The sequence below is a fragment of the Sphingobacterium sp. JUb20 genome, assembly GCF_004342035.1.
GTDB lineage: Bacteria > Bacteroidota > Bacteroidia > Sphingobacteriales > Sphingobacteriaceae > Sphingobacterium > Sphingobacterium anhuiense.
The window spans coordinates 230,025-255,842 of sequence record NZ_SLYV01000003.1 but is presented as its reverse complement, the minus strand read 5'-3'; the positions used below and the strand labels follow the sequence as shown (position 1 = coordinate 255,842).

Here is a 25,818-nt window from a genome sequence, read left to right as displayed (position 1 = left end):
ATTACCGTTTATTTGTTTTAATTTGATGACAAACTTAATAAAAGTTAGTATTATGTTTACAAGGTCGAACATTTAATTTCAGTATGCAAATCGAAATAGCTGGAAAAAACTATCAAATCATTACAACTGATTCCAAAGAAATCCGCTTGGAGCAACATCCGGGCCTTGCGCGCATTTTTGCTCCCGTAGACTTTGAAATCAGCACCTTAGAACAGTTTATTAAAAATAACAAGAATAGCCAAACAGTTTCTGAAGAAGTCGAGTATCAAGAACATCCGGTTCGTCTCTTTCAGCAAAACTATTTACTCAAACTCATCAAGAATAGCACCTCGAACAAAATTCTGGTTAAAAACAGAACCATTACCTTGTACTGTACAGGGACAACTTATCAAAAACAGCTACATGACTGGCAGAAACAATTTATACTCCAGCAACTAGCAGACGAAATTGGCTATTGGGAAGAAAAATTAAATGTGCTGGTGGGTAAGATCAAACTTAGGGCATTACCAAAGAGTCTCTACAGCCTGCAGGCAGAACATAACATTACTTTTAGCACATCGGTCACGTGCTTATCGGTCTCGGAACTCCATTACCTGGCCTTTAAAGCCATTGCTTCACAGATTTCATTAGATCCGAAGATCAGAACAACATATTTTCCAGACGAACAGCAGCTCGAACATCAACTAGCTTATACACTAAAAACATGTCAACAATCACATTAAACATACCGGTTACAGATACAGCATTACAGCAAATCAAGCAAAATTTCACCTTATTGCTCGATCATATCACAGCCGAAGACCGCAAACAGTTGCAGGAAGCAGTATTCGACAGCCTATCCGACAAAGATGGCGCACCGCAGATCGGCGATCTTAGCGTCTCGAGTTTCACTTTCAACGATATCGAAAAGAAAGGTAAATTTCGAATCAGCTTCAACATCGACCGACAATTTTGCTGCAGTGATACGACCTCCTGCCAGTCCGATTACGTTGATTTCGATTTTTCCTATACATCTGGAAACATCGTTGCTACAGGCAATTTTATGAATTGGGATATAGACAATTAAGATGGAAATACCGAGCCGATTCAAAACAAATACATCCTCCTTTCATCATTATTGGACCGCAGGTGCCGGAGTAAAACTGTTAAAAAAACTGCCAAAGCAGCCCGACCTTCGGGAAGCAAACAAGTTGGTGCCCTACCTCTTCACCTGCGATGAACCGGCAGACGAATTGGTCAGAAAGCTCCATCAGCAAGTTGGTTTTGGCAAGGGACAGCAATTACTACGTGCGTATTTAGTTGCTCCGGAAAATGTCGATGAGCCCTATAGAGAAGCACTTGACACTTTTTTCTCCTCGATTGAGAGTTCAGCGTCCTGGTTAAACTGGGAACTGCTGGAAAGTGGCATCGCAGTAAGTCAGCGCGCAGGATTAAGCGGTCTGATCGTCTTGCGCGACTACTGCCTCATGGGTGGTTACGAATCTGCAGCAATCAATAAACCACTTATCTATACCGGTGCACTAAAAAAAGGAGCCGTGAAGCGCCTGGCAGATACAGTAGACTTTTGGGTAGACATCATGGAAAATGGAGCTTTAAAAAGCGGGCAGGTCGGTTATCAAAAAGTAATGGAAACCCGCATGATCCATGCTTTCTCACGGATCAATATTCTGGCGAAGACGGATTGGGACCAAAATGAATGGGGCCTACCACTCAATCAGTGGGACATGCTTGCCACCAACCTGGGATTTTCGCTGGTCTTTATCGTCGGGTTACAGCGCATGAAATTTCAGATCCTTCCAGAAGAAATAACAGCAGTACTTCACCTCTGGAAATATATCGGTTACTTATTAGGTATCCCCTTGCAACTACTCCCTGACACGGAACAACAGGCTATTGAAGCGCTTTACTACTGGACCATGACACAAAAAGAAGGCGATGCCGATTCCAGGTTATTGGCCCAGGCCCTACAGGAAGAGCCTATAGTCGCGTATTATCCGGAATCAGCGCTGGGACGTAAAATGATGCGCGAAATTCATCTTTATTATAACCATTTTCTCCTAGGAAGCTATTCCTGTAGGCTTTTAGGCCTCGACACCACCAGAATTGGTGCCATAGCCTATCTCAATGTTTTAAAAAACAAAATGCGTAATAACAAGTCCAGACTTACCCAACAACGTCAGCTTCTCATCAATAAAGGAAGAGCCGAGCAATTGGAAGTCAAGAGAATCTACTTAACCTACAATAACCGGGAGAACAACAAGCAACACTAACACTATTTCGCTAAAGCAATACCATTTGCTTTTAGCATCGTTTTAAATTTCGGACTGCGAATATAGCTATTGAATGCATGGCTTTCCATACCCGAGAAGTCTGTTTTATCAAAGCAGGTATACTGCTTCACCAGCTCATTGTACACATTATCTTTATAGCCCAGGTCGGTCGGATTAAATTTATCGGCAAAAAAACCGAAAAACTTCTTCAGCATCTTATCTGTATTATTGATTGTAATGTGCATTTTTTTCACCTGTGGACTTATCGTACAGAAGGAGTCATTGCCCGCCTCCTGCGATTTAAAATCAGCTAATCCGATTGCTGGAGCTAGCATAATACAGGTAATCCGGTTTTTATTCTCCAAGAGTTCTTTCGCGTTTTCCACATCAACATTATGAATTTCCTTGATGTCTTTTACAAACTTCTCATTGAAATGCGGTTCCGCCAATGCACTCAGTACCACAGAAGCACCTCGACTGTGTGAAATGATATAGACATCTTTATTTGAAATCGTATTCAGCACACGCCTTAAACCAAACTCACCGGCCATCTGACTAAAGGAAGTCGCGGTAAACCAGATTTTTGCCCCGGCAAAAGGATTGCTCGTCCATAGCCCGTCCCAATAAAAACGTACAATCTCATCATCCTTAGCATTGACCTTAATAAGCTTCTGGATATAACCGTAACTCTCATTTACTTCTTCATTGTTTGCATTAAAGCCGTGAACAAACACAAAAACGCGCTTCTTCGTTTTCACACGCTCTTTAAATTCCCTTAGTTTTTTCACTTCAAATCCCGTCAGCTCATCCGTGATACCTTTGTCTGCCGCGATTTTCATTAAAGAGTAAGCATCTCTTTTTCCATTACTAGGTGGGCTGCCGTACGTCTTACGCCAGTTATCAGGATAAAAATTTCCGTTTTGATCCACAAAAGAATTGGAAATATTGGGTTTATCAAATGAATTCGGCTTCTGTGAAAGAGGCACATTGTGCATAATCCCACAGGACGATATAAATACAAGTATTATTAAGTAACGTAAGTTTGAAATCATATACATTAAAAATAGCAGAAATTATTGATACAACCTCATCATTATAAAATTGTTTTACTGCCATTCAATATATAGTCGATAAATGAAAAATTTAACTCTTACTCTTCCGCGAGCACCTTGTATCTTTAATCCATCCATGTAAATCTCGGCACTATGTTTGGTAATGAAATCATTCAGAAAAGGGGCAACGATACAATAATGTACCTTTTCTCAACAGTAAAATATTAATGAGCCCTGTTTTATGAAGCATTTGTACATTAAAAACATTTTAATATATAGTTTTTTCGTTTCCTTTTTGTTTATTTCTTGCCAACAAGGACAATCAAAAAATGATCCGGAAGAAAAGAAAAAGGAGAAAACAAAAGATTCAATCGATGCGATTAGAAAGAAAGAAGAAGAAATTGCTAAGGCCAAACCAAAAACAGCGGCAGATATTGAAATCACCAAAGAACTCCAGTACACTAAGTATACATTAGAAGACACTTATCCCTATAAAGATACAGTAAGGCAATTTCAATGGGATAAAATAAAAGAAAAATTGGCTTTTGTTGAAAATTTCCAGAACGGCAACGCTATTTATGGTGTGCTGCAAAACTATCAGAATTCAAATGGTGAGGCACCTACTATTCCACATTTCAAAAGAGATTCCTATAAACGTGTTGCTGACTCCCTAGGAACAGAACGCTACCAAGCGAGTCCCTTATATCGTGAAGGCGAAACCAAATTACCTTCCATTTATGGTAGAGATGGCTGGCTGGTTAAACTGCAGAGTAGCGATACGTTACAACGTGTCAAAGTGGAAGGTGTTTCCTTCGAAGGAACTTGGGAAGTACCAAAAAGATACCTCAAAACAATAGGCGATTCTGTCAGATTTGACAAAGTAATCGTCGTGGATGTTACAAACCAAAATATTTGTACACTGGATAAAACAGAAAAAGGATGGGCAGTAAGAAGCATGAATCCAGCCACTACAGGCCGTCACAAGCCTCCTCATGCACAGGAAACTCCTACTGGAATCTTTGTTTTACAGGAGCATAAATCCAAGATGTTTTATTTCAAAGATGGCACAAAATCTATCGAAGGTTACGCCCCATTTGCAAGCCGTTTTACGGCCGGAGCGTACGTACACGGCGTTCCTGTCAATAATCCGAACGGTAAAGTGATCGAATACAGCTGGAGCTTAGGCACCATCCCGAGGTCACATATGTGTGTCAGAAATGCGTCATCACATGCACAATTTGTTTATAAACGGTCAAAAGACTTCCAGACTTTGGTAATAGTTATTGATTAACGATAATTAAGATACTGATTAACAATTTTTTACACTTTTTAACTATCTTTAGTTCTTAAATTTGCTATCGAAAAACAAATAAGGGATAAAGTATGGAGAAATTAGTGTTCATTTTATTTATGGGTTTGTATGCAGCGTTGTTCTCAGAATCTAAAAATGTAGTACCGACAGAAATTCATAAAAAAGAAATTACAGTTAAAAAGAAAATATCAAAAGTAGATGCACTCTACGAAAGCATGAATCTCAAAGATGTAGTCAATTATAAAGCATTTAAAGAAGCGATGGAAGGCTATAGATTACTTCCCGCCAAAAACAAAGATGTATTATCAATCATTGACTTCACTTTACCATCTACCGAAAAAAGGCTTGTCGTCCTAGACCTTAAAAACGAAAAAGTCCTTTTTCATTCGCTCGTTTCACACGGTAAAAATAGCGGTAGTAATTACGCTACTTCTTTTTCAAACACGCCGGAGTCATTCCAGAGCTCATTGGGCTTTTATGTAACGGAGAATACTTATCAAGGTTCAAATGGTTACTCTTTGGTTTTAAATGGACTGGAAGAAGGCTTTAATGATAGAGCCAAATCAAGAGCTGTAGTAGTTCATGGCGCAGATTATGCAAATCCACGCATCGTAAGTTCATTGGGACGCTTAGGACGAAGCTACGGCTGTCCTGCGCTGCCTAGAGAGTTAGCGAAGCCTATTATCAATACCATTAAAGATGGATCATTACTATTCATCTATGCCGACAACCAGGAGTATATAGCCAAATCAAAAGTGCTGAATCACCGGGATGATCTTACCGCCTACTATGAGAAAGATATGGCCGGAGATAAATTCGGAAAAATGAATTAAACATAAAAAAATCCCTCAACACTTGTTGAGGGATTTTTTTATTCCTTTTATTTCTCTTTATCCCAGAACTCCGCATTCTTAATCCCCAGTTCCTTGGCACTGAATGTTGGATTCATATCCCCTCTTTTACGCTTCACTTTATAATCCTGCCATACCTTGAGCGCTGTTTTACTCATCAGTAAGATCGCGATCAGATTGACATAAGCCATCAGCCCTACACCGATATCACCGATTGCCCAGGCAATCTCCGCTGTTTTCACAGAACCATAGTATACCGCCGCAAGAAATACAATACGCAATATCCAGGTGACCGCCGGACTTACCTTATTGGAAAAGATATACGATAAGTTGGTTTCCGCATAATAGTAATAAGCCATAACCGTCGTAAATGCAAAGAAAAACAATGCGATGGCCACAAAGCCATTTCCGATCAATGGAAAATGATGCGACACCGCCGCCTGTGTAAAGGCCGTGTAATTGACCCCTGGTATATGCTCCGATATAAAACCGACCAGTTGACCGGCGCCATCAAATTGCCCCACATTATACTGATTGGTAAATAAAATCATAAGTCCTGTTGCTGTACAAACGAATATTGTATCCACATACACCGAAAAAGCCTGTACCAAACCCTGCTGTGCAGGATGACTAACATCCGCTGCGGCCGCAGCATGCGGTGCGGTGCCCTGTCCGGCCTCATTACTATAGATGCCACGCTTAACACCCCAGGCAATCGCCATGCCCACAACGCCGCCAAAAGTGGCATTCAGGCTAAATGCAGAACTGAAGATAAGACCAAACACATCCAGAATCTGTGTATAATTTAAAGCGATGATCACTAAAGCCATTAAAATATACGCTCCCGCCATAAACGGCACCACTAGTTCAGCCACTCGGCCAATACGCTGTACACCGCCGAAAATAATAACAGCCAACAAAACCACCACTCCAATCCCCGTATAAGCGACAGGTATTTCAAATGCATTGTGCATCGAAGATGCAATAGCATTACTTTGCACGCCGGGAAGTAAAAAGCCTGTACTTGCAATGGTTATTAAGGCAAACAGAACCGCATACCACTTCACACCCAGACATTTTTCAATATAATAGGCAGGACCACCTTTAAACTCATCTCCGACCTGCTGTTTGAACACCTGTGCCAGCGTAGACTCCACGAAAGCAGATGCAGCACCTAGGAAAGCAATCGCCCACATCCAGAAAATTGCACCCGGACCTCCCATATAGATCGCCGTGGCCACTCCGATGATATTTCCTGTGCCCACGCGGCCCGAAATTGCCAATGCAAAGGCCTGAAAAGATGATATACCCTCGTCCGACTGCTTTTTCTGAAACAGCAATCGCAGCATATCTTTAATATAGGTCAACTGCAGAAATCCAGTCCGTACAGAAAAATACAAACCCGTCAACAGACACAGGTAAATAAAAACATCACTCCACACCAGCTCCGATGCGATTTTTACAAAATTTTCAAAATTATTATCTACCATAATCTAAGCTTTTACAAATAATTGGTGTACACATCCTAATAACAAGCCCTGAAAATATAAATTTTTATTCAGGATGGCACAAAAAATAGAGCAGAAAATACAAAAAGCCAGATTAATCAAGATTAATCTGGCTTTGACCATAAAAAATATAAATCTGGACGCTATCGGCTAATGCACGATAATATCCAGCAGATAGAAAACTGCAAAAATAACAGATGCGATACCATTGGTCGTCATAAAAGCGCGATCTACGCGGCTAAGATCGGTTGGACTCACAATCCGGTGCTGATAGATTAGCAAACTGCCATAAAAAACAACACCCAGATAATAGAACCATCCCACCTCCATATACAGAACCGGCAAGAGCACAAATATAAACGAACATACATGCAGGATTTCGGAAAAACGTAGCGCTCCTTTAGTACCCAACAATACTGGAATGGAATTCAGCTTATGCTCACGGTCAAACGCCTCATCCTGCAGAGCATAGATAATATCAAAACCGCTCACCCAGCACAATACGGCAAGGCCGTAAAGTACAGGAACAATATGAAACTGACCCGTTACCACAAGATATGCACCCACCGGAGCAAGCCCCAAACCTAGACCGAGCACCAGATGACATAAAGCCGTAATACGCTTAGTATAAGAATAAAAGAGCACGACAAATAAAGCAATAGGTGACAACATAAAGCATAAACTGTTGATAAAGTAAGTCGCAACGACAAAAAACACACAGTTTATGATTGTAAATAACAATGCCCCTCTAGCAGAAATCCGCCCCGCAGGTATATCGCGCATCGCTGTCCGCGGATTCAAAATATCGATATCACGGTCTAGGTAACGGTTAAAGGCCATAGCCGCATTACGTGCGGTCACCATACACACCAGCATTAATACGAGTAACTTCCAGTCAAAAGTATGATTGGTGGTATGTAAAGCCAGGAAAAAGCCAATAAAAGCAAAAGGCAATGCAAAAATACTGTGCGCAAACAGTACGAGGGACAGATACTTCTTCATGGACTACTCCTCTTCACCAGCGTGACGATAACGATCTGGATCCACATCACCATATTTATCTTCATCCCCTTCTTCATACCCAACTTCATTACTAGGAGCCGTTAAATCAGGCATAACAAAACGGGTATTAATATCCCCGATCGTTTCTAAAATGGCATCACAACCCGACTTCACTTCAGCAGAAGTTAGGAAACACTTTGGAATTTCCTCAAACCACTCCGCTAATGCTTTTCTAAATTTAGACATATTCACATCAGACTTCACGTTAGACTGCTTATCAGCTTTCGTGAATACTAACATAAAAGGTAAACCCCGCTCACCTAACCAGTAACAGAATTCAAGATCTATTTTTTGAGGCTCATGACGGCTATCGATCAAAACAAATATACACTGCAAATTATCGCGATGCGTCAAATAACGGCGAATAAATTTCTCCCACGCTTCACGGTTGGACTTCGATGTTTTTGCAAAACCATAACCCGGTAAATCCACGAGAAACCAATCGTCATTGATGATAAAATGGTTGATCAGCTGCGTCTTACCCGGTTTTTGAGAAGTTTTAGCTAAACCTTTCTTACCAACCATAGCATTGATCAGTGATGATTTACCCACATTGGAACGACCAATAAAAGCATACTCAGGGAGTTTGCCTTCTGGCAATTTATCAACTCGTGTATTACTACAGATGAATTCGGCTTTTTTAATTTGCATCTTGCAAAGGTAGCATAAAACTATCCTTTTGACAAATTGAACTCCGATCCGTTTCATTATTTAAAAAACAAAAATGGAGGCAAAAGTGTAACGTTTCACAGATCAGCTTTACTAATGATAAAAATATGCTGGTAAACATGGCCATCTAACGCACATCGGTACAAATAAATACCGAAATACAGCAGGAGAGCATTTTGCTATAACACATTAAAGCACCAGGAATACCATGCCAGATAACCGATTTAAAAAAATAGATTAAACACATATGACTAACCAAAATAATACATGCTTTTAGAAATCAAAAATGTTGTAAAAGACTATGCCAGTCATAGAGCGCTGGACCATGTCTCCCTCAGTATTCCCAAAGGAAAAATATTCGGACTTTTAGGACCCAATGGGGCCGGTAAAACTTCCCTGATCCGGATCATCAACCAGATCACAGGACCGGACTCGGGCGAAATACTATTCGACGGAGAGCCATTAGCACCCAAACATATCGAACGAATTGGCTACCTCCCAGAGGAAAGAGGCCTTTACAAGAAGATGAAAATAGGAGAACAAATGCTTTATTTAGCACAACTTAAAGGACTGAGTAAGAAAGAATCAAATGATCGAATAAATCATTGGTTTGAGAAGCTTGACATTTTGTCATGGTGGGATAAAAAGGTTGAGGACCTCAGTAAAGGTATGCAACAGAAAGTACAGTTTGTTGCGACCGTACTCCACGAACCTGATCTTATTATCTTGGATGAGCCCTTCTCCGGATTTGACCCTGTAAACGCCAGTTTAATCAAAGATGAAATCCTCGAATTGAACCAAAAAGGGGCTACAATCATCTTTTCGACGCATAGAATGGAGTCCGTCGAAGAACTTTGCGACCACATTGCACTTATTAACCGCTCCCAAAAGATCCTTGACGGCAATATTCACGACATCAAAAACAACTATAAAAATCAGACCTACAAAATCGAATTACAGGCCGTTAATGATGAAAAATCAATACATATAGAAAATCTATACCAATTAAAAAATATAGAACAATATGAAAACAAAATAATTATCACTATTAAGTTAAACCAAGACATTAGCATCAATCAAGTACTCACAAAGCTCTTACCTCTGGCCGAAATCCATCAAGTATTAGAAATAGTACCCTCTATCAATGATATTTTCATCGAGCAAGTGACCCTATCCAACAACGCTAAAAAAGAAACCGACCATGCATAAGATACTACTCATTATTCAGCGCGAATACTTCTCCCGTGTCAAAAAGAAATCATTCTTATTGATGACTTTTCTAGTCCCATTATTTTTCATTGCGCTTTACGGAGGGATATTTTATCTGACCAAGAAAAGTTTCAAAGACGCCCATGCACATGTATATATTCTGGATCAGCAGGGCAGTTTTGCACAGCAGCTGAAAAGCGACCCTAACATTACTTTTACTGTGAGCGACCGCTCATTGCAGGATCTTAAAAAGCAGATTAAAGACGATGAGCAAAACAGCTCCATCCTGGTCATTCCGAAAGAAATTTATCAGCAGACTACCATCGAGCTGATTTCAGCAGATAAAGCCAATATCACGATCCAGAATGCAATAGCAAGACAACTTGAAGGCATCATCCGCATCGGCGAATACAAGAAGCTAGGTATCGACCCAGAGCTGTTACAATCGGTGCAGCCTCATATCAGCGTCAATGCCAAAGAGCTAACAGAAGATGGCGAGGAGAAAAACAGCAACACAGGTATTGCTATGGGTATCGGTGTAGGTTTGGCCGTATTGGTTTACTTATCGCTGTTTCTTTATGGTGTACAGGTGATGCGTGGTGTAATTGAAGAAAAGAGCAATCGCATTATCGAAGTTATCATCTCATCGGTCAAACCTTTCCAGCTTATGATGGGCAAGATCATCGGTATCGGAATGGTCGGACTCACCCAGTTCCTACTCTGGATCATCTTGACCGGAGGCCTGGTTTTTGGAGCCACCAAACTGATCAATAAAGAAACCGTAGAACAGGCTGCAATGCAACAAGGAGGTCCCGGCATGAACACGGTCAGTCACGCACCAGCTTCAGGTCTTGGATTTGGCATTTTACAGCATCTGGAATCAGTCAATGTCACCGAAATTATCGTTTGCTTCTTTCTGTTCTTCCTATCCGGTTATTTACTTTACAGCGCCATCTTTGCTGCAGTAGGATCGGCAGTGGATAGTGAAACAGAAGCCAACCAATTTACCATGCCCATTACCATGCCTTTGCTATTGACCTATGTCTTGTCGTTTGGAGTCATTATTAACGATCCTAACGGCCCCATTGCAACATGGCTAAGCTTTATACCTTTCACCTCCCCTATTGCCATGCTGGTCCGCATTCCGTTCGGTGTACCCACCTGGCAGATTGCTGTATCGCTGGCATTGTTGGTAAGCACTTTTCTACTGGTCACTTGGTTAGCAGCCAAAATATACCGTGTAGGTATCCTCATCTACGGTAAAAAAGCAAACTGGAAAGAAATCATCAAATGGATGAAGTATTAAACCCTTTTAAACATAACAAAAACAGCTCTTTATTAATCATAAAGAGCTGTTTTTAGTTTTAATTACCGTAAAACAAACATTTTAATATTAGGAACGATTTTTCACAATGTGCAGTGAAACCCAAAAAAATATATCAGACGCATCTTGCTACACAGGTTACATCAATACTGTTTGTTCAAATATAAATCTCGCCTTTCATATAAAGCACCGCATTTCCTGCCAGCTCTACCCTGTCGCCCAGCAGACGGCAGTATACTTCACCCGTACGATCTGAAAGCTGAAATGCCCTCAATTCAGTTTTATTGAGTTGTCCTGCCCAATAAGGCGTCAGCGTCGTATGTGCCGAGCCACAGACAGGATCTTCATTAACACCAACTGCAGGTCCAAAAAAGCGGGAAACAAAATCATGGTTTTCTCCCTTCGCCGTAACGATAAATCCCCTTGCAGCCATACCAATCATCAAAGGTAGATTGGGTTTTAAAGCCTCGATATCATTTTGCTTCTCGAAAACCAGCATATAATCAGTCTTTCCGCGATAAGCTGCAATCGGTTTTTTATCCGTTACTGCCAGCAGTGCATCGCTCAATTCAGTTTCCGAAAACTGGTCTGCAGGAAAATTGAGCACAAATTTATCCTGCTGTACGCTTACGGGAAGTTTGCCACTTCTTGGCGAATAAAAATTAATCGTTTCCTTTACTTGCTTTTCACAATGGGCCAAAACGTAGGCCGTGGCAAGAGTTGCATGACCACAAAGATCTACTTCCGATGCAGGTGTAAACCAACGGATTTCATAACCATCACCTTTAGGCACATAAAAAGCGGTTTCCGATAGATTATTTTCTGCGGCAATCTTTAATAGAATATCGTCCGCCAGCCACTCCGTTAAGGGACATACGGACGCAGGATTTCCTTTGAATACCATATCCGTAAAAGCATCTACCTGATAAATTGTTAATTTCATATTCTTATTCCTTTTAAACAAAGTTATCATATAAGTCTTAATGGATACAGATACAGCAACACGATTTTTATAGGATACAGCACAAAGCACAGTTAACACAATTAAGCAAAGCAGAACCCTAAAATCTTACCCTCATTTCCCCTTCAAATCTTAATTCTTCGCTGCACTGTTCCAAAAATCATCTTCCACTTCAATTCTTTCTGAAAACAGCCAGACTTCTTTTATTTTGTCATCTTCGATCAGCAATAGATCGACACCTTTCATCGCAAGTGTACCCTCACCTTTTGCTGCTTTGAAATGAATTGAAGCTGCCACAAGATTTCCATTATCACTTGTATATTCAATATCATCAATAGCAAAGGTACCGTTGCTCCATTGCATAAAGTTCCCCAAATGAGCAAACACCGCTGCTTTTCCGGTATACGTTCCAGATTGAATACCTTTTCCCGGCTGATGCCATACAATATCATCTGCAAATAAACTTCCGACTGTATCAAAGTCTCCTGTTGCCACCGCATTAAAATACGACTGCACTATTTTTACGTTTTTTGACATCCTATTTAATTTTATAAGTGAGTAAATTATATGACAAATTTCTACATTTGCAGTATAATAGTCAAGTACCTACCTAAAAGTAGGGTACTTACGTTAAAGTAATAATTACTGATTTACAGCACAATGAATATAAATATAAATATTTCTGACGAAAACTGTCCCCTAAAGAAAACACTTGAAATCATCGGCGGAAAATGGACCATGCTCATTATTTTCCAGATTAACGAACGCACCATCCGCTACGGCGAACTGAAGCGCTGTATTGTCGGAATCAGTGAGAAAATGCTGATCAGCCAATTGAAGTTTTTATGCGATAAAGATATTGTCCATAAAAAGTCCTTTGCCGAAATCCCGCCAAAGGTCGAATATACCTTGACCGAAAAAGGAAAAGAATTGCTCCCCATTATTCAGACCATCATCCAGTACGGCCTCAAGCATGACCTATAAAATTTCGATGATGCAATAATAAAATAATTGGAAATCAACGATCGTGAACTAGCCGTTTTTATTTGGCAGTAAGTAGTTACAATAAAAATAAAGCAAAAACACAGCATAAATCCTAACATTTTACCTTAGTTGGTACAAGAGTAACATAATCGTAATCAATGAGTATAAACTTTATGATCAATAAAATGTTATCTTTAAATATGAGCATCGTTAAACCAATTTTACGCATATTTGATTACGATAAAACGAAGGAGTTCTACATAAACTGGCTTGGTTTTAAAATCAATTGGGAACACACTGATCATCCTGACGCGCCAAAATACATGGAAATCACATTAAGAGACATTTCTTTTCACCTCTCAGAACATCATGGTGATGCCAGCCCCGGTTCACATATCTTCATTGATGATTTTAAAGGTCTCCGTGCCTACCATAAAGAACTGAGCGAAAAGAGCTATAAATATAACCACCCTGGCTTAGAAGTGCCCGACTGGAATAAGATGGCCATTACGGTGACTGTTTACGATCCTTTTGGTAATAGGATCACCTTCGTTGAGGAAGAATAATATTTTGGGCAGGTAGCGGAGCTTACCATTTAATAATAGCCCTTCAAGATCTTTATGGTCACTTATTTTTCTCCTATCAAAATATGTTCATAAAATAGGCAAATTGCTTTGCGACAAATAAAACTCCCGTTTACCGGATTTTTTACCGATCTTTTCAAATTCACAAAAGATTCACCGAATCCTCCCCTCCATTTACCGAGTTTACCCGACTGTTCACCTGATTACCATTCCGACTTTTAGCGCCCTCATATACCTTTGATTCAATTAATTAAATAATTCACAAATCAAAAAAACTTAAAAAGCTAAAAATCATGAAAAATTCACTAAACTCAATCTTTATCGTATTTGCATTAATCGGAGCATTAGTCGCAATGACGAGCATGAGTTTTGCAAAAGGAAAGACTCCGAGAAACACAAATCCCATAACGGTAATTGACAGTTACGTACAGATCGCTGCGGATGGTAATACAGAAGGTATACAGCACTTGTTCTCCGATGACTTCAAATGGACCCAATCATCCAATGCAAAAACAAAAACATACAGCAAATCAGAAGTTGTCAATTTTTTAAAGTCAAGCAAAGGACTAAAGCAGAACTGTAAAACAACCTACACCATCATGGAGAAAAATGAGAACTGTGTTATGGCCAAAGTAGAAATGAAGTATGACAATTTCACAAAAGTAGAATGTATCACCCTATGTAACGTAAATCAAGAATGGAGAATCAATCAAATCATCGAATCTTACAAATAGCAACGAGCCCACGCAACGAAAAAAGGTCTTAAAAATGAATTTTAAGACCTTTCCTATTTTATTTAAATCTGTATAGACTATTTCATTAAGAAGCCACCACCGATCAAATCATTGCCTTCATAGAAAACAGCCGATTGACCAGGAGCAATACCTTTTACATTATGTACAAAGTCGATCTTTACCATGTCCCCCTGTTGTGAGATGGTAGATAAAGCACCAGCATCTTTATAACGCACCTTAGATATCGCTTCCATAGGCTGCTCCAAAGAAGCATATTTAACCAAATTTACATTCCGCACATAAGCGAATGATTTTTCAAGCTCATGTTCTTCACCCAGCACCACGGTATTACTCTCCGGAAGGATCTCGACTACAAACATCGGTTTACCCAATGCGATACCAAGACCTTTACGCTGTCCGATCGTAAAATAAGGATAACCGATATGCTGTCCTACCACAGTACCATCTGTTAGGATAAAGTTACCAGGACCGATCTGTTGATCCAAAGTAGGCACCTTATGTCTTAAGAATGCACGGTAGTCATTATCCGGTACAAAACAGATTTCATAGCTTTCCGCTTTATTAGCAAGCTCCACCTGTCCCATATCCAATGCCATCTGGCGAATTTCTTTTTTCGTGAACGATCCCAATGGAAATTGCGTACGTGCCAAGTTTTCCTGTGCAACACCCCAAAGTACATAAGACTGATCTTTGTTTTCATCCTTACCTTTCGAAATCACGTAACGGTTATTATCGTGAAGACGAATATTGGCATAGTGACCTGTAGCAATAAATTCGCAGTCCAATTTATTGGCGCGTTTCATTAAAGCCTCCCATTTGATATGGGTATTACACAATACACAAGGGTTTGGCGTACGGCCGGCAATATATTCATCAACAAAGTTGTCAATAACAAAATCGCCAAACTCATCTCTAATATCCAATATATAATGTGGGAAACCATAATTCACCGCCAAAGAACGTGCATCGTTGATACTATCCAAGCTACAGCATCCGGTCTCCTTAGACGAGCCACCAGAAGCAGCATAGTCCCAAGTCTTCATCGTGATCCCTATGACTTCATATCCTTGTTCATGAAGCATGACAGCCGCGACCGAACTGTCAACACCCCCACTCATAGCAACTAATACTCTTCCTCTTTTACTCATTTTATTTTATTGAAATGCAAAGATAGGCTATTTGAAATTTTTACGTGTTAATTTCTTGTAAATTTTATCTGTATCAAAATCAAGTCTTTCAAAAAAATACATGAAATAAATGGGTGAAAAATTTTAGAATTCGAATTATCGGGGTATATTTGCATCGCATTCAAAGTTAAACGGGGATGCAGGTTAAGGTGCCATAGCTCAGTCGGTAGAGCAAAGGACTGAAAATCCTTGTGTCGCTGGTTCGAATCCAGCTGGCACCACCAGATCTGAAAGTAACAGATTATAAAACAAAAACTTGGAAGGTGCCATAGCTCAGTCGGTAGAGCAAAGGACTGAAAATCCTTGTGTCGCTGGTTCGAATCCAGCTGGCACCACCAGATCTGAAAGTAACAGATTCAAAACAAAAACTTGGAAGGTGCCATAGCTCAGTCGGTAGAGCAAAGGACTGAAAATCCTTGTGTCGCTGGTTCGAATCCAGCTGGCACCACCAGATCTGAAAGTAACAGATTTAAAACAAAAACTTGGAAGGTGCCATAGCTCAGTCGGTAGAGCAAAGGACTGAAAATCCTTGTGTCGCTGGTTCGAATCCAGCTGGCACCACCAAAAAAGTCCATCTCAAACGAGATGGACTTTTTTATTTATACCCCTACTTCACTCATCACTACATTACTGGACACTCCATCACTCATAACTCCATCACTCATAACTCCATCACTCATAACTCCATCACTCATCACTACATTACTGGACACTCCATCACTCATAACTCCATCACTGGACACTCCATCACTACGTTACTAGTCACTCAGTCACTGGTCACTATTTAATTTCCATCTTGTAACGGAAGTTTGATAATCCTGATATTATCATGGTAAGCAATCCGCGTAAGCCCCGTCTGTGTTCCATAAACACCCCATTTAATATAACCGATATTACCAATATTTACATTGCCCGCAAAAGTACGGTAGTTTGTTTTCTCATCGACCAAGGTATAATCATTTTGCCCTGGAAGTTTCATATAAGTCCTTATATACCCTGTAGGTCCATCTGCCCATAATACATCTACCCTGAAATGCATCCATTGATTTACATAAGGACGCAGATCGGGAATAATATTTTTGATAGAAGATGAACCCTCATATCTTAAACGCATCGTATTTCTCGCCGTACGAAACTGGAGTGGAACACCCGATCCTGTTGTACTATTTCCTGATACCTTTAACTGGAAAACATTTGTTTCATAAGTAGGACCCGAAACCCAGGGCGTCCAATCTTTAAGCAAAACACTAAACTCGTAACGACGCTCATCACCCGGAAAAAAACGCGCATTCTTTATAGCCACAGCATCACTTTCACTTCTGTAAGCATCATCGGAGTAATATCCCTGATCGCCAAATACAATTTTATGAGCAATGGCATTGGTGGTACCATTTTCGGCAAGATTAACCATATACGCGGCATCAGATGCTGTGGCTTTAGTCGACGTTACTCCCGTAATACCCGAATTAAGCAAGCCATTTTCGTATGTGACATTTAAAATCGTATCATTTTCAATAATGGGCTGTGACTGTACCCCCACTGGCCTCAAATCAGTCAGATCTTGGTCATTTACACCTTTGCTGTTTTTACTACAGGAAGCCACGAACAATGTAGTGGCAATGAATAGATAATACATTCGAGAAATCGATTTCTTTTTCATATATGCTTAAAAGAGTAGTTTATTTGATTTTATCATCTTAAAATTTATGTTTTATCAGGAGATGTAGTATTACAGTACAACATCCAAAGCAAAAATAAAAATTCAACAAAGCGATCCGAAAATTGTTTGATATCATACCTTTTCAAGACCAAAATCCCCTAAAGATTAACATAATGACAATTTTCCCCTCAGACTTAAAGCTCAATTTTCTATTTAAAAATGTAAATATAGATAATTATTGAATATCAATAAAAGGATGGTATTTCTTTTTGAGAAGCTCTATTTGTTACATAAACAATACCGGGGCCAAATGATCTAATTCCCTCATAACAGAGCTCCAGGCATCATTTCAAGGATTGATGTAAAATATTTTTTCCCAACATTAAGAATTTAATACGATCTACTGGTTTTTCCAAAAGAAATATTGTAGCTTTAAGTGTAAGAAAATTAAGTTAAACCAAATTATAGCAGCTATGAACCGAGTATTACTTAAGCTGGAAAGAGCCATACTATATTATGGCATTCCACATTTAAATGAAGAAGAACATGTTAAAGCCGATCAAAACCTTCTTGCTATCATCTTCCAGTTAGAACAAGAATTTGTTTTCCGACATGGCAACAAAGAAATATTATTACTTACACGCAAATCATTCAGGCTGTCCTATAGCCAGTTATGCAATTTGTTGGATGAGCTCTACCGTTATAAACATAAACAGGCCGATGAAACAATTCTTAAATACTACCAATTCCTGGTCCATATTGAAACCAGCTATAGCAAGGATATGGACCCACAGGCATCGCTTACACAATTTCACCTTCATGTCTTAAAAACAGAAATCATGGAGCAGTTTCCTGCTCTAAAAGCTACTTTAATAGAAAAAGATGTTTCCGAATGCTTTCTAATTGAGATTCAGCACGTACTGGAAGATCAGTTCCGTGCGCCCGGTCGGAACCTCAGCTATGAGCAACAATTATTCTTCATCAAACTTCTAAGGGTACTCAGACACATTGCCCACGATATGTGGGACAGGGATTATAACCATTGCTTTATTAAATTTATGATCAGTATAAATTTCAATCACATCGGTTTTCTCAATCAATGTTTCGATTTGCTGGATAAAACATTAGAAGATATAGCCGACATAGATAAACAACGGAACTATCTAAATGATATCCTGTTCAAATTGAAACAGGTGGCACGCTATTCTACGGTACAATTTGACAGCAAAAGTAATAGTTTATCTAAAAAACTGATCCAATATGTCAAAAAAAAGATCAGCAGCACAGGCGAAATACCCGCATCCCGCAATTACGACAGCGATGAGAACAGGAGTCTCTTTAGTAATTTAACCGCGGGAGGACTTACCGTATACCACCACTACTTTCAAAAAGTGAAATTTTCAAAAGGGGAAACTAAAAAACTAGGTGTTCAAAACTTCTTAAATCCTATTTATACAGCCAATGGGATAAAGATAACCGAAGCACAGCACCTCATGTTTGACAAAACCAAACTTCATCATGAGATTCGTATTCTGAAAAATAAACTGATGGCTATTATCGATCAGCTCAATAAGGATCTGGATGATTCGGCAACATCCTCTAAAAACAAGCCTAACACAGCCTAGCAACCATTGATTGGCCTACCCCCAAAAAAAGGGTAGGCTAAAATAAACTGCACATCGCCCTATCTCCTTTCAAAAAAAGGACGCTAAATGAATCAAAACCACTTCGGCTCACACTCGTCTATTCGATCTAACCTTTTATATCCTCATATCGCATATCACTGACTGATTTACTCACAACTTTAATTGTCACAGCGCAACTTGGTTACTCCTTCACTGTTTTCATCCTGGGCAGCCCAATCTCATGTTCTTGTGGGTAAGGAGCTCTAAAAGTCATGCTGACATCTTCTCTCATACGTTCCTGCGCTTCATACTTCTTTTCCTCATCATGTGAGTAACGTGGATCAGGAATAAAAGGCATCTTTGCCATCTTCGTTATGGTTATGGTCGGAAAATGGAAGTCCACTTCTACCGTTCCTAAGAGTAAATAGCATCCGCCCCCTTGAAAAGGATATCGTTCCAGACAGTCCGGAAAATGAGCCGTATCAAAATAATCACCATTGTTGTCCACCCAGGTTCCGAAATACATGATTCCCCTTTTTGTAGGTACATGCTTCCGTGAGATCAGATAAGCAAGCATTTTGACCTCCTTTTTATGATGTTGGATCAGATCTTTAGCCATCACTGTTCCCCTATACTTTGTCTGCAGCAGATCGAAGGGTGTACATGAGACCGGAAAACTTAAGATTTCTATCTCGTCAAAAGCATCCTCAAAGATGTTGCGTTTCAATTCCGGAAATTTAAAATGCTTGACAGGCTCCTCAAATAAGGTTTCAGCGCGACGTCCAGGTTTAAAATCACCGAGCAGCACCCTTGATTTTAACAATAGCTCATTTTTGGGTACACCGCTGAACCGAAAAGCTCCAATAAAGATCAAAATCTGCAAGGTTTCAATACCGATCGGAATACGTTTAATAAAATCTTCCAAAGAGCGATACTCCCCATTTCTGATCCTTTCTTCAGGAATCAACCGGCCAAGTTTCGCTTCCACTTTCTCCAGATGCATAAATCCCAGATAAACCTCATCACCATAGATGGTAGTCTGCTGCTCACTCCTATTCACGCATGGATTCAGAATCTTGGCGCCAGACATGCGGGCCTCATGGATGTACACTTCCGTTCTGTAGAAACCGCCCATATTATTGATGACAGATACCATAAATTCAAGAGGATAATAGAGTTTGAGGTATAAGCTCTGGTAACTCTCTACGGCATAAGAAGCAGAATGCGCCTTACAGAATGAATATCCAGCAAAAGATTCAATCTGCCGGTAGATTTCTGTACTCAGTTCTTCCGGATGTCCCTGTTGCCTGCAAGATTCAAAAAAATCATCCTTTACTTTTTGAAGCGCCTTACGCGATCTGCCTTTTCCACTCATGGCCCTACGCAATATATCACCATCAGCAGCAGAAACCCCGCCATAATGGAGTGCAATTTTAATCACGTCTTCCTGATAAACCATAATACCATAGGTGTCACCGAGCTGTTCTTCAAATATCGGATGAAAATATTCAAACTGATCCGGATTATTATGCCTAAAAATATATTCCCGCATCATACCACTTTGCGCTACACCGGGACGTATAATCGATGATGCCGCCACCAGCACCTTATAATTATCACATTTCAATCTTCGCAGCAGACCGCGCATCGCAGGACTTTCAATATAAAAACATCCGATCGTTTTTCCCCGGCTTAAAAATTCATTACATAGGGCTTCATCCTTGGAAAGCGTCGTATCCCTAATATTTACTTTAATTCCCCGTTTTTCTTCCAATAGTTTCACCGTATCATTGATAGTCCCGAGTCCACGTTGCGACAGAATATCAAATTTATCAAAACCGATATCCTCCGCAACATGCATATCCCACTGCACGATCGGAAAACCTTTGGGAGGCATTTCAAGAACCGTAAAATTGGTAAGCGGTTCTTCAGAGATAATAATCCCACAGGCATGCATGCTGCGCTGATTGGGAAACTTTTCCAATAACTTTCCATACTCCTGCACTTTCTGGACAACCTGATCTTTAAAAACTTTTTCCGGATTTTTGGTCAGTTCATCGAGCTCCTCTTTCGGTAAACCAAATACCTTACCCATCTCACGAATAATGGAACGGTACTTAAATTCGACATTCGTACCACAAAAAGCAACATGGTTTTTTCCATAGCGGTCAAAAATATATTTCAATATCATATCCCGCTCCTGCCAGCTCCAGTCAATATCAAAATCGGGCGGACTTTTTCGGTTTAAATTTAGAAATCGCTCGAAGTAAAGATCCAGTTCCAAAGGACAGATATCCGTTATGCCCAAGCAATATGCAACTATGCTATTGGCTCCGCTTCCCCTGCCCACATGCATAAAACCCATGCTGTTGCTATAGCGGATGATATCCCAGGTAATGAGAAAATAACCGCTGAAATTTAATTCATCGATCACCTGCAGTTCCTTTTCAACACGCTGTTTCGCTATTGCATGATCCTTTCCATAACGTCTTTCCAGTCCTGCATAAGCCAGTGCTGTTAATTTATTGATATCGTGCTCCTTTGATCCCTTGTAGTGTCTTTTATTTCTCCGTGTGGTAAACGCAAATTCGAACTGGCATACCGAAAGTATATTTTTGGTATTCGCAATGATTTGCGGATAATGCTGATAAGCCTCCAATAGCGATTGTTCCGACCTCAAGTACTCCGATTTACTGCAAATTTCACTTTTCGGCAATTTCGACAGCAGCATATTGTTGTCAATCGCTCGCAGTATCCGGTGTAGATTAAATTCCTTTTTCGTTGTGAAAGTCACGGGTTGCAGGATCACCATCTTTGCAATCAGCGCCTGATACTCTTTACGGAACAAGCTATTCAGTTCTTCTTCCCGGATGCCGATATATTCATTTTCATGAAGTTGCGCAGGAATATTGCTTAAGGGATAGATCACAAAACAGTTCGGAAAATCAGGCTGTGCCGGCAGATCAATACCATCGCAATTATAAGAAGTCAAAACCCGGTTCACCTCTCCGATACCCTGAAACTCTTTTGCAATGGTAATATAAAGCAGCTCACTTCCTCTGCGAACTTCAATACCAGCAATCGGTTTGATGTTCTTTTCTTCACATTTCTTTTTGAATTCATAGATGCCCGAAATGGTATTGATATCCGTCAGCACAAGCTCCTTTAACCCCAAGACGGCGGCCTGCTCCACGAGCTCCTCTATGGAAAGCGTTCCATAACGAAGACTGTGAAAAGAGTGGCAGTTAAGAAACATAAGACTATTAAGTTGAAAAATTAAAACCTACTGCCCTGCCCACCGCATCACTGCCATAGCGCATTTTGATGGCGTCCATTGCCTGATACAGATTGATAAGCTGTGTATTATCTTCAAATAAATTCATTTGGTAACTTCCGTGCACCAGATCGGTAAACCGAAGTCCTACCAATCGAAGACGCATCCGTCTAGTATAAATTTTATCAAAAAGTTCTAAAGCGATCCTTGTCAGCGTATGATCTGCAGAGGTATAAGTGACACGGCATTGTTTCGTTTCAGTATCAAAATTAGAGTACCTGATCTTGACTACTACGGTGGAAGTCAACCATTTTTCACAGCGCAGCTGGTAAGCCAGCTGTTCGGCCATACCCGAGATGAGGCTTTTCACGACATGAATATCCGTGGTGTCGCTATTAAAAGTTCTTTCCTTGGAAATCGATTTTCTTTCCGAATAAGGCATAACAGGAGTTTCATCAATCCCATTTGCCTTTTTCCATAAATCGACCCCATTTTTCCCGATCATCTGCTGCAGCACCTCAACAGGAATTTCGGACAATGTACCTATTGTACGGATCCCAACTCGTGACAAGAGCTGGAAAGTGGCATTCCCCACCATCGGCATCTTTCTAATGGATAGTGGATTAAGAAAAGAATGAACACCCACTGAAGGTATTTCACGATGACCATGAGGTTTGGATTCGCCTGTGCCGATTTTACTGACCGTTTTATTAACAGATAAAGCATAACTGATAGGCAAACCTGTTTCCTTTTCAATTTTGGCTCCCAGTTCATTGGTCCACTTATAAGCCCCGAAAAATTTATCCATCCCGGTCAGGTCAAGATAAAACTCATCGATAGAAGCCTTCTCCATTACTGGAGCACTTTCTTCAATCACTTCTGTCACCGTATGGGACATCTTGGAATATAATTCCATATCCCCTTTTACTACTCTGGCCTGATGACAGAGCCGTAATGCCATCTTCATCGGCATCGCAGACCGTACACCAAAAGTTCTTGCTTCATAACTACAGGAAGAAACCACTCCCCGATCCCCTCCACCAATAATCAACGGAATATCGTTGAGTTGCGAATTTACCAGCCGCTCACAGGATACAAAAAAGGTATCCAAATCCATATGTACAATCGCTCTATTCATTTCACTAAATTATTTAGTAAAAATGCTAATATTTTTCACATTTGTTCTTACATTTGATGTGATTAATATTCACAAAATGTCAACACTATCGATTTTGTCTGATAATATCAGGTACCTCAGGATGCAGATACCCGGACTTACACAAGGAAAAATTGCTGCTGAACTAGCTGTTACAAGAGATTCTTATGCGAAATACGAAATCGGGAAAACGGCTCCACCACTAGATGTGCTCTTAGCGCTATCGCGCTACTTTCAGGTCAGCACCGATCAATTACTCACTGTTGACCTCAGGAAATATAAACTACAAGAAATATAGCGCTTAGCGACTCGGTTATTCACGCTCCGTACAGATAATAAAAACTTACGATTATAATAATATCTGGTTATAAAATGAGCTTATTCAAGAGTAATGCGGCTATATATAATCCAAAACCATATATAGCATGTGCCTGTAAGCTTCTTAATCGCGCCGTGACAGGTTTAGGAGTTTTAGATGCGGCGATGCCAAAACCAAACGCAGGCTGCATCATAAACCAAGGAGCTGCAGTAGTCGCAACTCCGACAATTATACAAACTAAAAATGTAGGTTGGTACAACCAGTCCAGCCCGCAGATCAATAAAAGTAAAAGCGCAAATGAAATACCGATGAGGTAATGTGCCATCCAGCCCAAAGCCCTTTCACCAGTGATTTTTTCAGCATGCACAATGTTTTTATGAGCGAAGACACCCTGTTTAAAATGACCTATCCAACGCCCTACAAGAGCATAATCCAAAGAGGGAATTTTAAAAGCAGTTTTGATAAATAAAGCGTACAAATCCATAAAAATCGTGGCACCAACGCCGATAAATATGGAATAACTGATGTATTGTGATAGGATGTTCATGCGCTTGTTATTTTATAAAATTAATTTCTCTTTACTGATTGGCTGTATCCACTTTTGAGGTTATGATTTTCCTGTGCCATCATTCTAACATTTTAATGATTCAAAGTTAGCATGCTTCAACCGATAATAACTGACACATATCCTTGGGAAAACTGCACAAATCAAAGGAATCGCAACAGGGAACAGCAATAAATATTAACTTTATCAGGTTTAGATTATCATACTATGAATAGGGTCCTGTATTAAATTATATCCCATTCAAGTATATTGCCTCTTATCAGGATATTACCCCTCAAGCTTTAAGCGGCATATATAAGTACATTTTTTAACCTGAGTTCAGCGTTTACTGTAAAAAAAAACAGAATTTTGTTCACTAATATATACGAGCATGATTAGAAAAATTAACATAACAGATTATCCCACTCTGATAAAAATATGGGAGAGTGCAGTATCAAATACACACGATTTTCTTAAAGAAGAAGATTTCAATTATTATAAAGAACATATCCCAAATTATTTTGAACATGTTAAACTATTTGGATATGAAGACAATGGGACTTTAATTGGATTTATGGGGATTTCTGGTGAAAATCTTGAAATGCTATTTATTCACCATAATGCTCGTGGCAAGGGGATCGGAAAAAAGCTGGTGACCCACGGTATAGATCTTTTCAAGATCTCCAAAGTGGATGTTAATGAACAAAATTTACAAGCCGTTGGATTTTATACGCATATCGGATTTCAGATACTGAACAGATCCGAAATTGATGGACAAGGTAAAGCATATCCGATTTTGCATATGGGATTATAATCTTGCTTTTAACCCAAACGCCTCATTATTTTAGCGTAGTTTAGCTTGCCATAAGAAAATGAAAAAGACCATGCGGATATGACCGAAGAAATACAACTCAAAAAAATAGATGAACTGATTCAAAATTTAGATTCTGAAACCTTATCCGCTTTAGAAAATATTCGAGAATTAAAAAGATATAAAAAAGGGGAATTTCTCTTACATCAAGATAAACTATGTCGGTATAGTTTCTGGATTGAACAGGGAATTCTACGAAAATTCTATTGGAATGATACGAAGGAAATTACAACCGAGCTTATTTTTGAACATGATATTGCGGTTTCATTTGATAGCTATGTACTTCAAAAACCCAGTAAAGAATTTATTCAAGCCGTCACAGATGTAACCGTTTACCAGACCGAAGCGCAATCATTTCAGATACTTAAAGCAAAGTTCCCAAAACTGGTTGAACTTGATCTGATGATGACAGAATATTATGCGATGTGGCTCGAAAAAAGGTTATTTGAATTTCGAACACGCAATGCAACTGAGAGATATTTACAGTTACTCCGGCAACAGCCTCACATTATTCTTGAAGTTCCACTTACCTATATTGCTTCTTATTTAGGCATATCCCTGGAAACGCTGAGCAGAATCAGATCCAAAATTTGATTATTTGACGTAAGTCAAATGGAATGTAGATTCAATCTTAGAAATTT

The 25,818-nt window shown here is 39.7% G+C and carries 26 protein-coding genes and 4 tRNA genes; 18 read left to right on the top strand and 12 right to left on the bottom strand.

The genetic code is table 11. The annotated features are described in order from the left end of the window. Window positions 1–83 precede the first annotated feature (83 nt). The 3 genes from EDF66_RS07060 to EDF66_RS07050 are packed head-to-tail and all read left to right on the top strand — an operon-like array spanning window position 84 to window position 2,270. Window positions 84–722, top strand: a complete 639-nt coding sequence (locus EDF66_RS07060) for a DUF45 domain-containing protein (RefSeq protein WP_132841578.1) — start codon at window positions 84–86, stop codon at window positions 720–722. Next, window positions 704–1,066 (top strand): hypothetical protein, encoded by a 363-nt coding sequence (locus tag EDF66_RS07055; protein WP_132841577.1) that lies wholly within the window; start codon window positions 704–706, stop codon window positions 1,064–1,066. The genes EDF66_RS07060 and EDF66_RS07055 overlap by 19 nt, the downstream gene beginning before the upstream one ends. A 1-nt stretch (window position 1,067) precedes the next feature. Continuing rightward, window positions 1,068–2,270, top strand: coding sequence for an oxygenase MpaB family protein (locus tag EDF66_RS07050; protein WP_132841575.1), 1,203 nt, complete (start codon window positions 1,068–1,070; stop codon window positions 2,268–2,270). 2 nt (window positions 2,271–2,272) lie between these two features. Here the strand turns inward: EDF66_RS07050 and EDF66_RS07045 are convergent, their stop codons facing one another. Then, window positions 2,273–3,322 carry an alpha/beta hydrolase gene (locus EDF66_RS07045; protein WP_132771338.1) on the bottom strand — a complete coding sequence of 350 codons (1,050 nt, stop codon included), beginning with the start codon at window positions 3,320–3,322 and terminating at the stop codon, window positions 2,273–2,275. A 241-nt stretch (window positions 3,323–3,563) separates the two neighbouring features. Here EDF66_RS07045 and EDF66_RS07040 point away from each other — a divergent pair, with 241 nt between their 5' ends. After that, a complete protein-coding gene (locus tag EDF66_RS07040) occupies window positions 3,564–4,613 on the top strand; it encodes a L,D-transpeptidase (RefSeq protein WP_132841574.1) in 1,050 nt (349 codons plus the stop codon). 92 nt (window positions 4,614–4,705) lie between these two features. Then, a complete protein-coding gene (locus tag EDF66_RS07035; RefSeq protein WP_021189035.1) occupies window positions 4,706–5,467 on the top strand; it encodes a murein L,D-transpeptidase catalytic domain family protein in 762 nt (253 codons plus the stop codon). A 47-nt stretch (window positions 5,468–5,514) separates the two neighbouring features. Here EDF66_RS07035 and EDF66_RS07030 read toward each other — a convergent pair whose 3' ends face one another. The 3 genes from EDF66_RS07030 to yihA all read right to left on the bottom strand — a co-directional run bounded on the left by EDF66_RS07030 (window position 5,515) and on the right by yihA (window position 8,706). After that, window positions 5,515–6,975, bottom strand: a complete 1,461-nt coding sequence (locus EDF66_RS07030; protein WP_132771336.1) for an alanine/glycine:cation symporter family protein — start codon at window positions 6,973–6,975, stop codon at window positions 5,515–5,517. A gap of 168 nt (window positions 6,976–7,143) precedes the next feature. Then, window positions 7,144–7,995: a UbiA-like polyprenyltransferase gene (locus tag EDF66_RS07025; protein ID WP_132771335.1), complete on the bottom strand. Its 852-nt coding sequence runs from the start codon at window positions 7,993–7,995 to the stop codon at window positions 7,144–7,146. A gap of 3 nt (window positions 7,996–7,998) precedes the next feature. After that, complete coding sequence (yihA, locus tag EDF66_RS07020; protein WP_132841572.1) at window positions 7,999–8,706, bottom strand: ribosome biogenesis GTP-binding protein YihA/YsxC; 708 nt, start codon at window positions 8,704–8,706, stop codon at window positions 7,999–8,001. Between the two features lie 285 nt (window positions 8,707–8,991). Here yihA and EDF66_RS07015 point away from each other — a divergent pair, with 285 nt between their 5' ends. Further along, the gene (locus tag EDF66_RS07015) at window positions 8,992–9,933 is read left to right on the top strand and encodes an ABC transporter ATP-binding protein (protein WP_132841570.1); all 942 of its coding nucleotides are present in this window, start codon (window positions 8,992–8,994) and stop codon (window positions 9,931–9,933) included. Next, window positions 9,926–11,239, top strand: a complete 1,314-nt coding sequence (locus tag EDF66_RS07010) for an ABC transporter permease (RefSeq protein ID WP_132841569.1) — start codon at window positions 9,926–9,928, stop codon at window positions 11,237–11,239. Before EDF66_RS07015 ends, EDF66_RS07010 begins: the two co-directional genes overlap by 8 nt. Before the next feature lie 175 nt (window positions 11,240–11,414). On the opposite strand, the gene EDF66_RS07005 is transcribed toward EDF66_RS07010, so the two are convergent. Both EDF66_RS07005 and EDF66_RS07000 read right to left on the bottom strand, forming a co-directional pair. Further along, window positions 11,415–12,230 (bottom strand): PhzF family phenazine biosynthesis protein, encoded by an 816-nt coding sequence (locus EDF66_RS07005; protein ID WP_207898511.1) that lies wholly within the window; start codon window positions 12,228–12,230, stop codon window positions 11,415–11,417. Window positions 12,231–12,350: 120 nt separating this feature from the next. Continuing rightward, window positions 12,351–12,755: a nuclear transport factor 2 family protein gene (locus tag EDF66_RS07000; protein ID WP_132841567.1), complete on the bottom strand. Its 405-nt coding sequence runs from the start codon at window positions 12,753–12,755 to the stop codon at window positions 12,351–12,353. A gap of 123 nt (window positions 12,756–12,878) precedes the next feature. Between EDF66_RS07000 and EDF66_RS06995 the strand changes: the two genes are divergently transcribed. The 3 genes from EDF66_RS06995 (at window position 12,879) to EDF66_RS06985 (ending at window position 14,520) form a co-directional block, all read left to right on the top strand. Beyond that, a complete protein-coding gene (locus EDF66_RS06995; protein ID WP_207898509.1) occupies window positions 12,879–13,202 on the top strand; it encodes a winged helix-turn-helix transcriptional regulator in 324 nt (107 codons plus the stop codon). 200 nt (window positions 13,203–13,402) lie between these two features. Continuing rightward, on the top strand, window positions 13,403–13,768 hold the full coding sequence (locus EDF66_RS06990; protein WP_132841565.1) for a glyoxalase superfamily protein: 366 nt from the start codon (window positions 13,403–13,405) through the stop codon (window positions 13,766–13,768). Window positions 13,769–14,079: 311 nt separating this feature from the next. Further along, on the top strand, window positions 14,080–14,520 hold the full coding sequence (locus EDF66_RS06985) for a nuclear transport factor 2 family protein (protein ID WP_132771330.1): 441 nt from the start codon (window positions 14,080–14,082) through the stop codon (window positions 14,518–14,520). A 77-nt stretch (window positions 14,521–14,597) separates the two neighbouring features. Here EDF66_RS06985 and mnmA read toward each other — a convergent pair whose 3' ends face one another. Further along, window positions 14,598–15,689, bottom strand: a complete 1,092-nt coding sequence (gene mnmA / locus EDF66_RS06980; RefSeq protein ID WP_132771329.1) for a tRNA 2-thiouridine(34) synthase MnmA — start codon at window positions 15,687–15,689, stop codon at window positions 14,598–14,600. 187 nt (window positions 15,690–15,876) lie between these two features. Between mnmA and EDF66_RS06975 the strand changes: the two genes are divergently transcribed. The 4 genes from EDF66_RS06975 to EDF66_RS06960 all read left to right on the top strand — a co-directional run bounded on the left by EDF66_RS06975 (window position 15,877) and on the right by EDF66_RS06960 (window position 16,292). Beyond that, window positions 15,877–15,952, top strand: a tRNA-Phe gene (locus EDF66_RS06975). 38 nt (window positions 15,953–15,990) lie between these two features. Further along, window positions 15,991–16,066: transfer RNA gene (locus tag EDF66_RS06970), tRNA-Phe, on the top strand. 37 nt (window positions 16,067–16,103) lie between these two features. Then, window positions 16,104–16,179, top strand: a tRNA-Phe gene (locus EDF66_RS06965). Window positions 16,180–16,216: 37 nt separating this feature from the next. Further along, window positions 16,217–16,292, top strand: a tRNA-Phe gene (locus EDF66_RS06960). A 35-nt stretch (window positions 16,293–16,327) separates the two neighbouring features. On the opposite strand, the gene EDF66_RS26445 is transcribed toward EDF66_RS06960, so the two are convergent. Both EDF66_RS26445 and EDF66_RS06955 read right to left on the bottom strand, forming a co-directional pair. Further along, window positions 16,328–16,453 carry a hypothetical protein gene (locus EDF66_RS26445; protein ID WP_259194564.1) on the bottom strand — a complete coding sequence of 42 codons (126 nt, stop codon included), beginning with the start codon at window positions 16,451–16,453 and terminating at the stop codon, window positions 16,328–16,330. 59 nt (window positions 16,454–16,512) lie between these two features. Continuing rightward, on the bottom strand, window positions 16,513–17,388 hold the full coding sequence (locus EDF66_RS06955) for a heparin lyase I family protein (RefSeq protein WP_132841564.1): 876 nt from the start codon (window positions 17,386–17,388) through the stop codon (window positions 16,513–16,515). Window positions 17,389–17,861: 473 nt separating this feature from the next. Here EDF66_RS06955 and EDF66_RS06950 point away from each other — a divergent pair, with 473 nt between their 5' ends. Further along, on the top strand, window positions 17,862–19,013 hold the full coding sequence (locus EDF66_RS06950) for a hypothetical protein (RefSeq protein ID WP_132841562.1): 1,152 nt from the start codon (window positions 17,862–17,864) through the stop codon (window positions 19,011–19,013). A 202-nt stretch (window positions 19,014–19,215) separates the two neighbouring features. Here EDF66_RS06950 and EDF66_RS06945 read toward each other — a convergent pair whose 3' ends face one another. Together EDF66_RS06945 and dinB are read right to left on the bottom strand one after the other, a co-directional pair. Then, the gene (locus EDF66_RS06945) at window positions 19,216–22,269 is read right to left on the bottom strand and encodes a DNA polymerase III subunit alpha (protein ID WP_132841560.1); all 3,054 of its coding nucleotides are present in this window, start codon (window positions 22,267–22,269) and stop codon (window positions 19,216–19,218) included. A gap of 7 nt (window positions 22,270–22,276) precedes the next feature. Further along, a complete protein-coding gene (gene dinB / locus EDF66_RS06940; RefSeq protein ID WP_132841558.1) occupies window positions 22,277–23,425 on the bottom strand; it encodes a DNA polymerase IV in 1,149 nt (382 codons plus the stop codon). Between the two features lie 76 nt (window positions 23,426–23,501). Between dinB and EDF66_RS26240 the strand changes: the two genes are divergently transcribed. Beyond that, window positions 23,502–23,741: a helix-turn-helix domain-containing protein gene (locus EDF66_RS26240; RefSeq protein ID WP_206368172.1), complete on the top strand. Its 240-nt coding sequence runs from the start codon at window positions 23,502–23,504 to the stop codon at window positions 23,739–23,741. 67 nt (window positions 23,742–23,808) lie between these two features. On the opposite strand, the gene EDF66_RS06930 is transcribed toward EDF66_RS26240, so the two are convergent. After that, window positions 23,809–24,309 (bottom strand): DUF2938 domain-containing protein, encoded by a 501-nt coding sequence (locus tag EDF66_RS06930; protein WP_132841555.1) that lies wholly within the window; start codon window positions 24,307–24,309, stop codon window positions 23,809–23,811. A 388-nt stretch (window positions 24,310–24,697) separates the two neighbouring features. Here EDF66_RS06930 and EDF66_RS06925 point away from each other — a divergent pair, with 388 nt between their 5' ends. Together EDF66_RS06925 and EDF66_RS06920 are read left to right on the top strand one after the other, a co-directional pair. After that, window positions 24,698–25,120: a GNAT family N-acetyltransferase gene (locus tag EDF66_RS06925; RefSeq protein WP_132841553.1), complete on the top strand. Its 423-nt coding sequence runs from the start codon at window positions 24,698–24,700 to the stop codon at window positions 25,118–25,120. A 78-nt stretch (window positions 25,121–25,198) separates the two neighbouring features. After that, a complete protein-coding gene (locus tag EDF66_RS06920; protein WP_021192220.1) occupies window positions 25,199–25,771 on the top strand; it encodes a Crp/Fnr family transcriptional regulator in 573 nt (190 codons plus the stop codon). Window positions 25,772–25,818 lie beyond the last annotated feature (47 nt).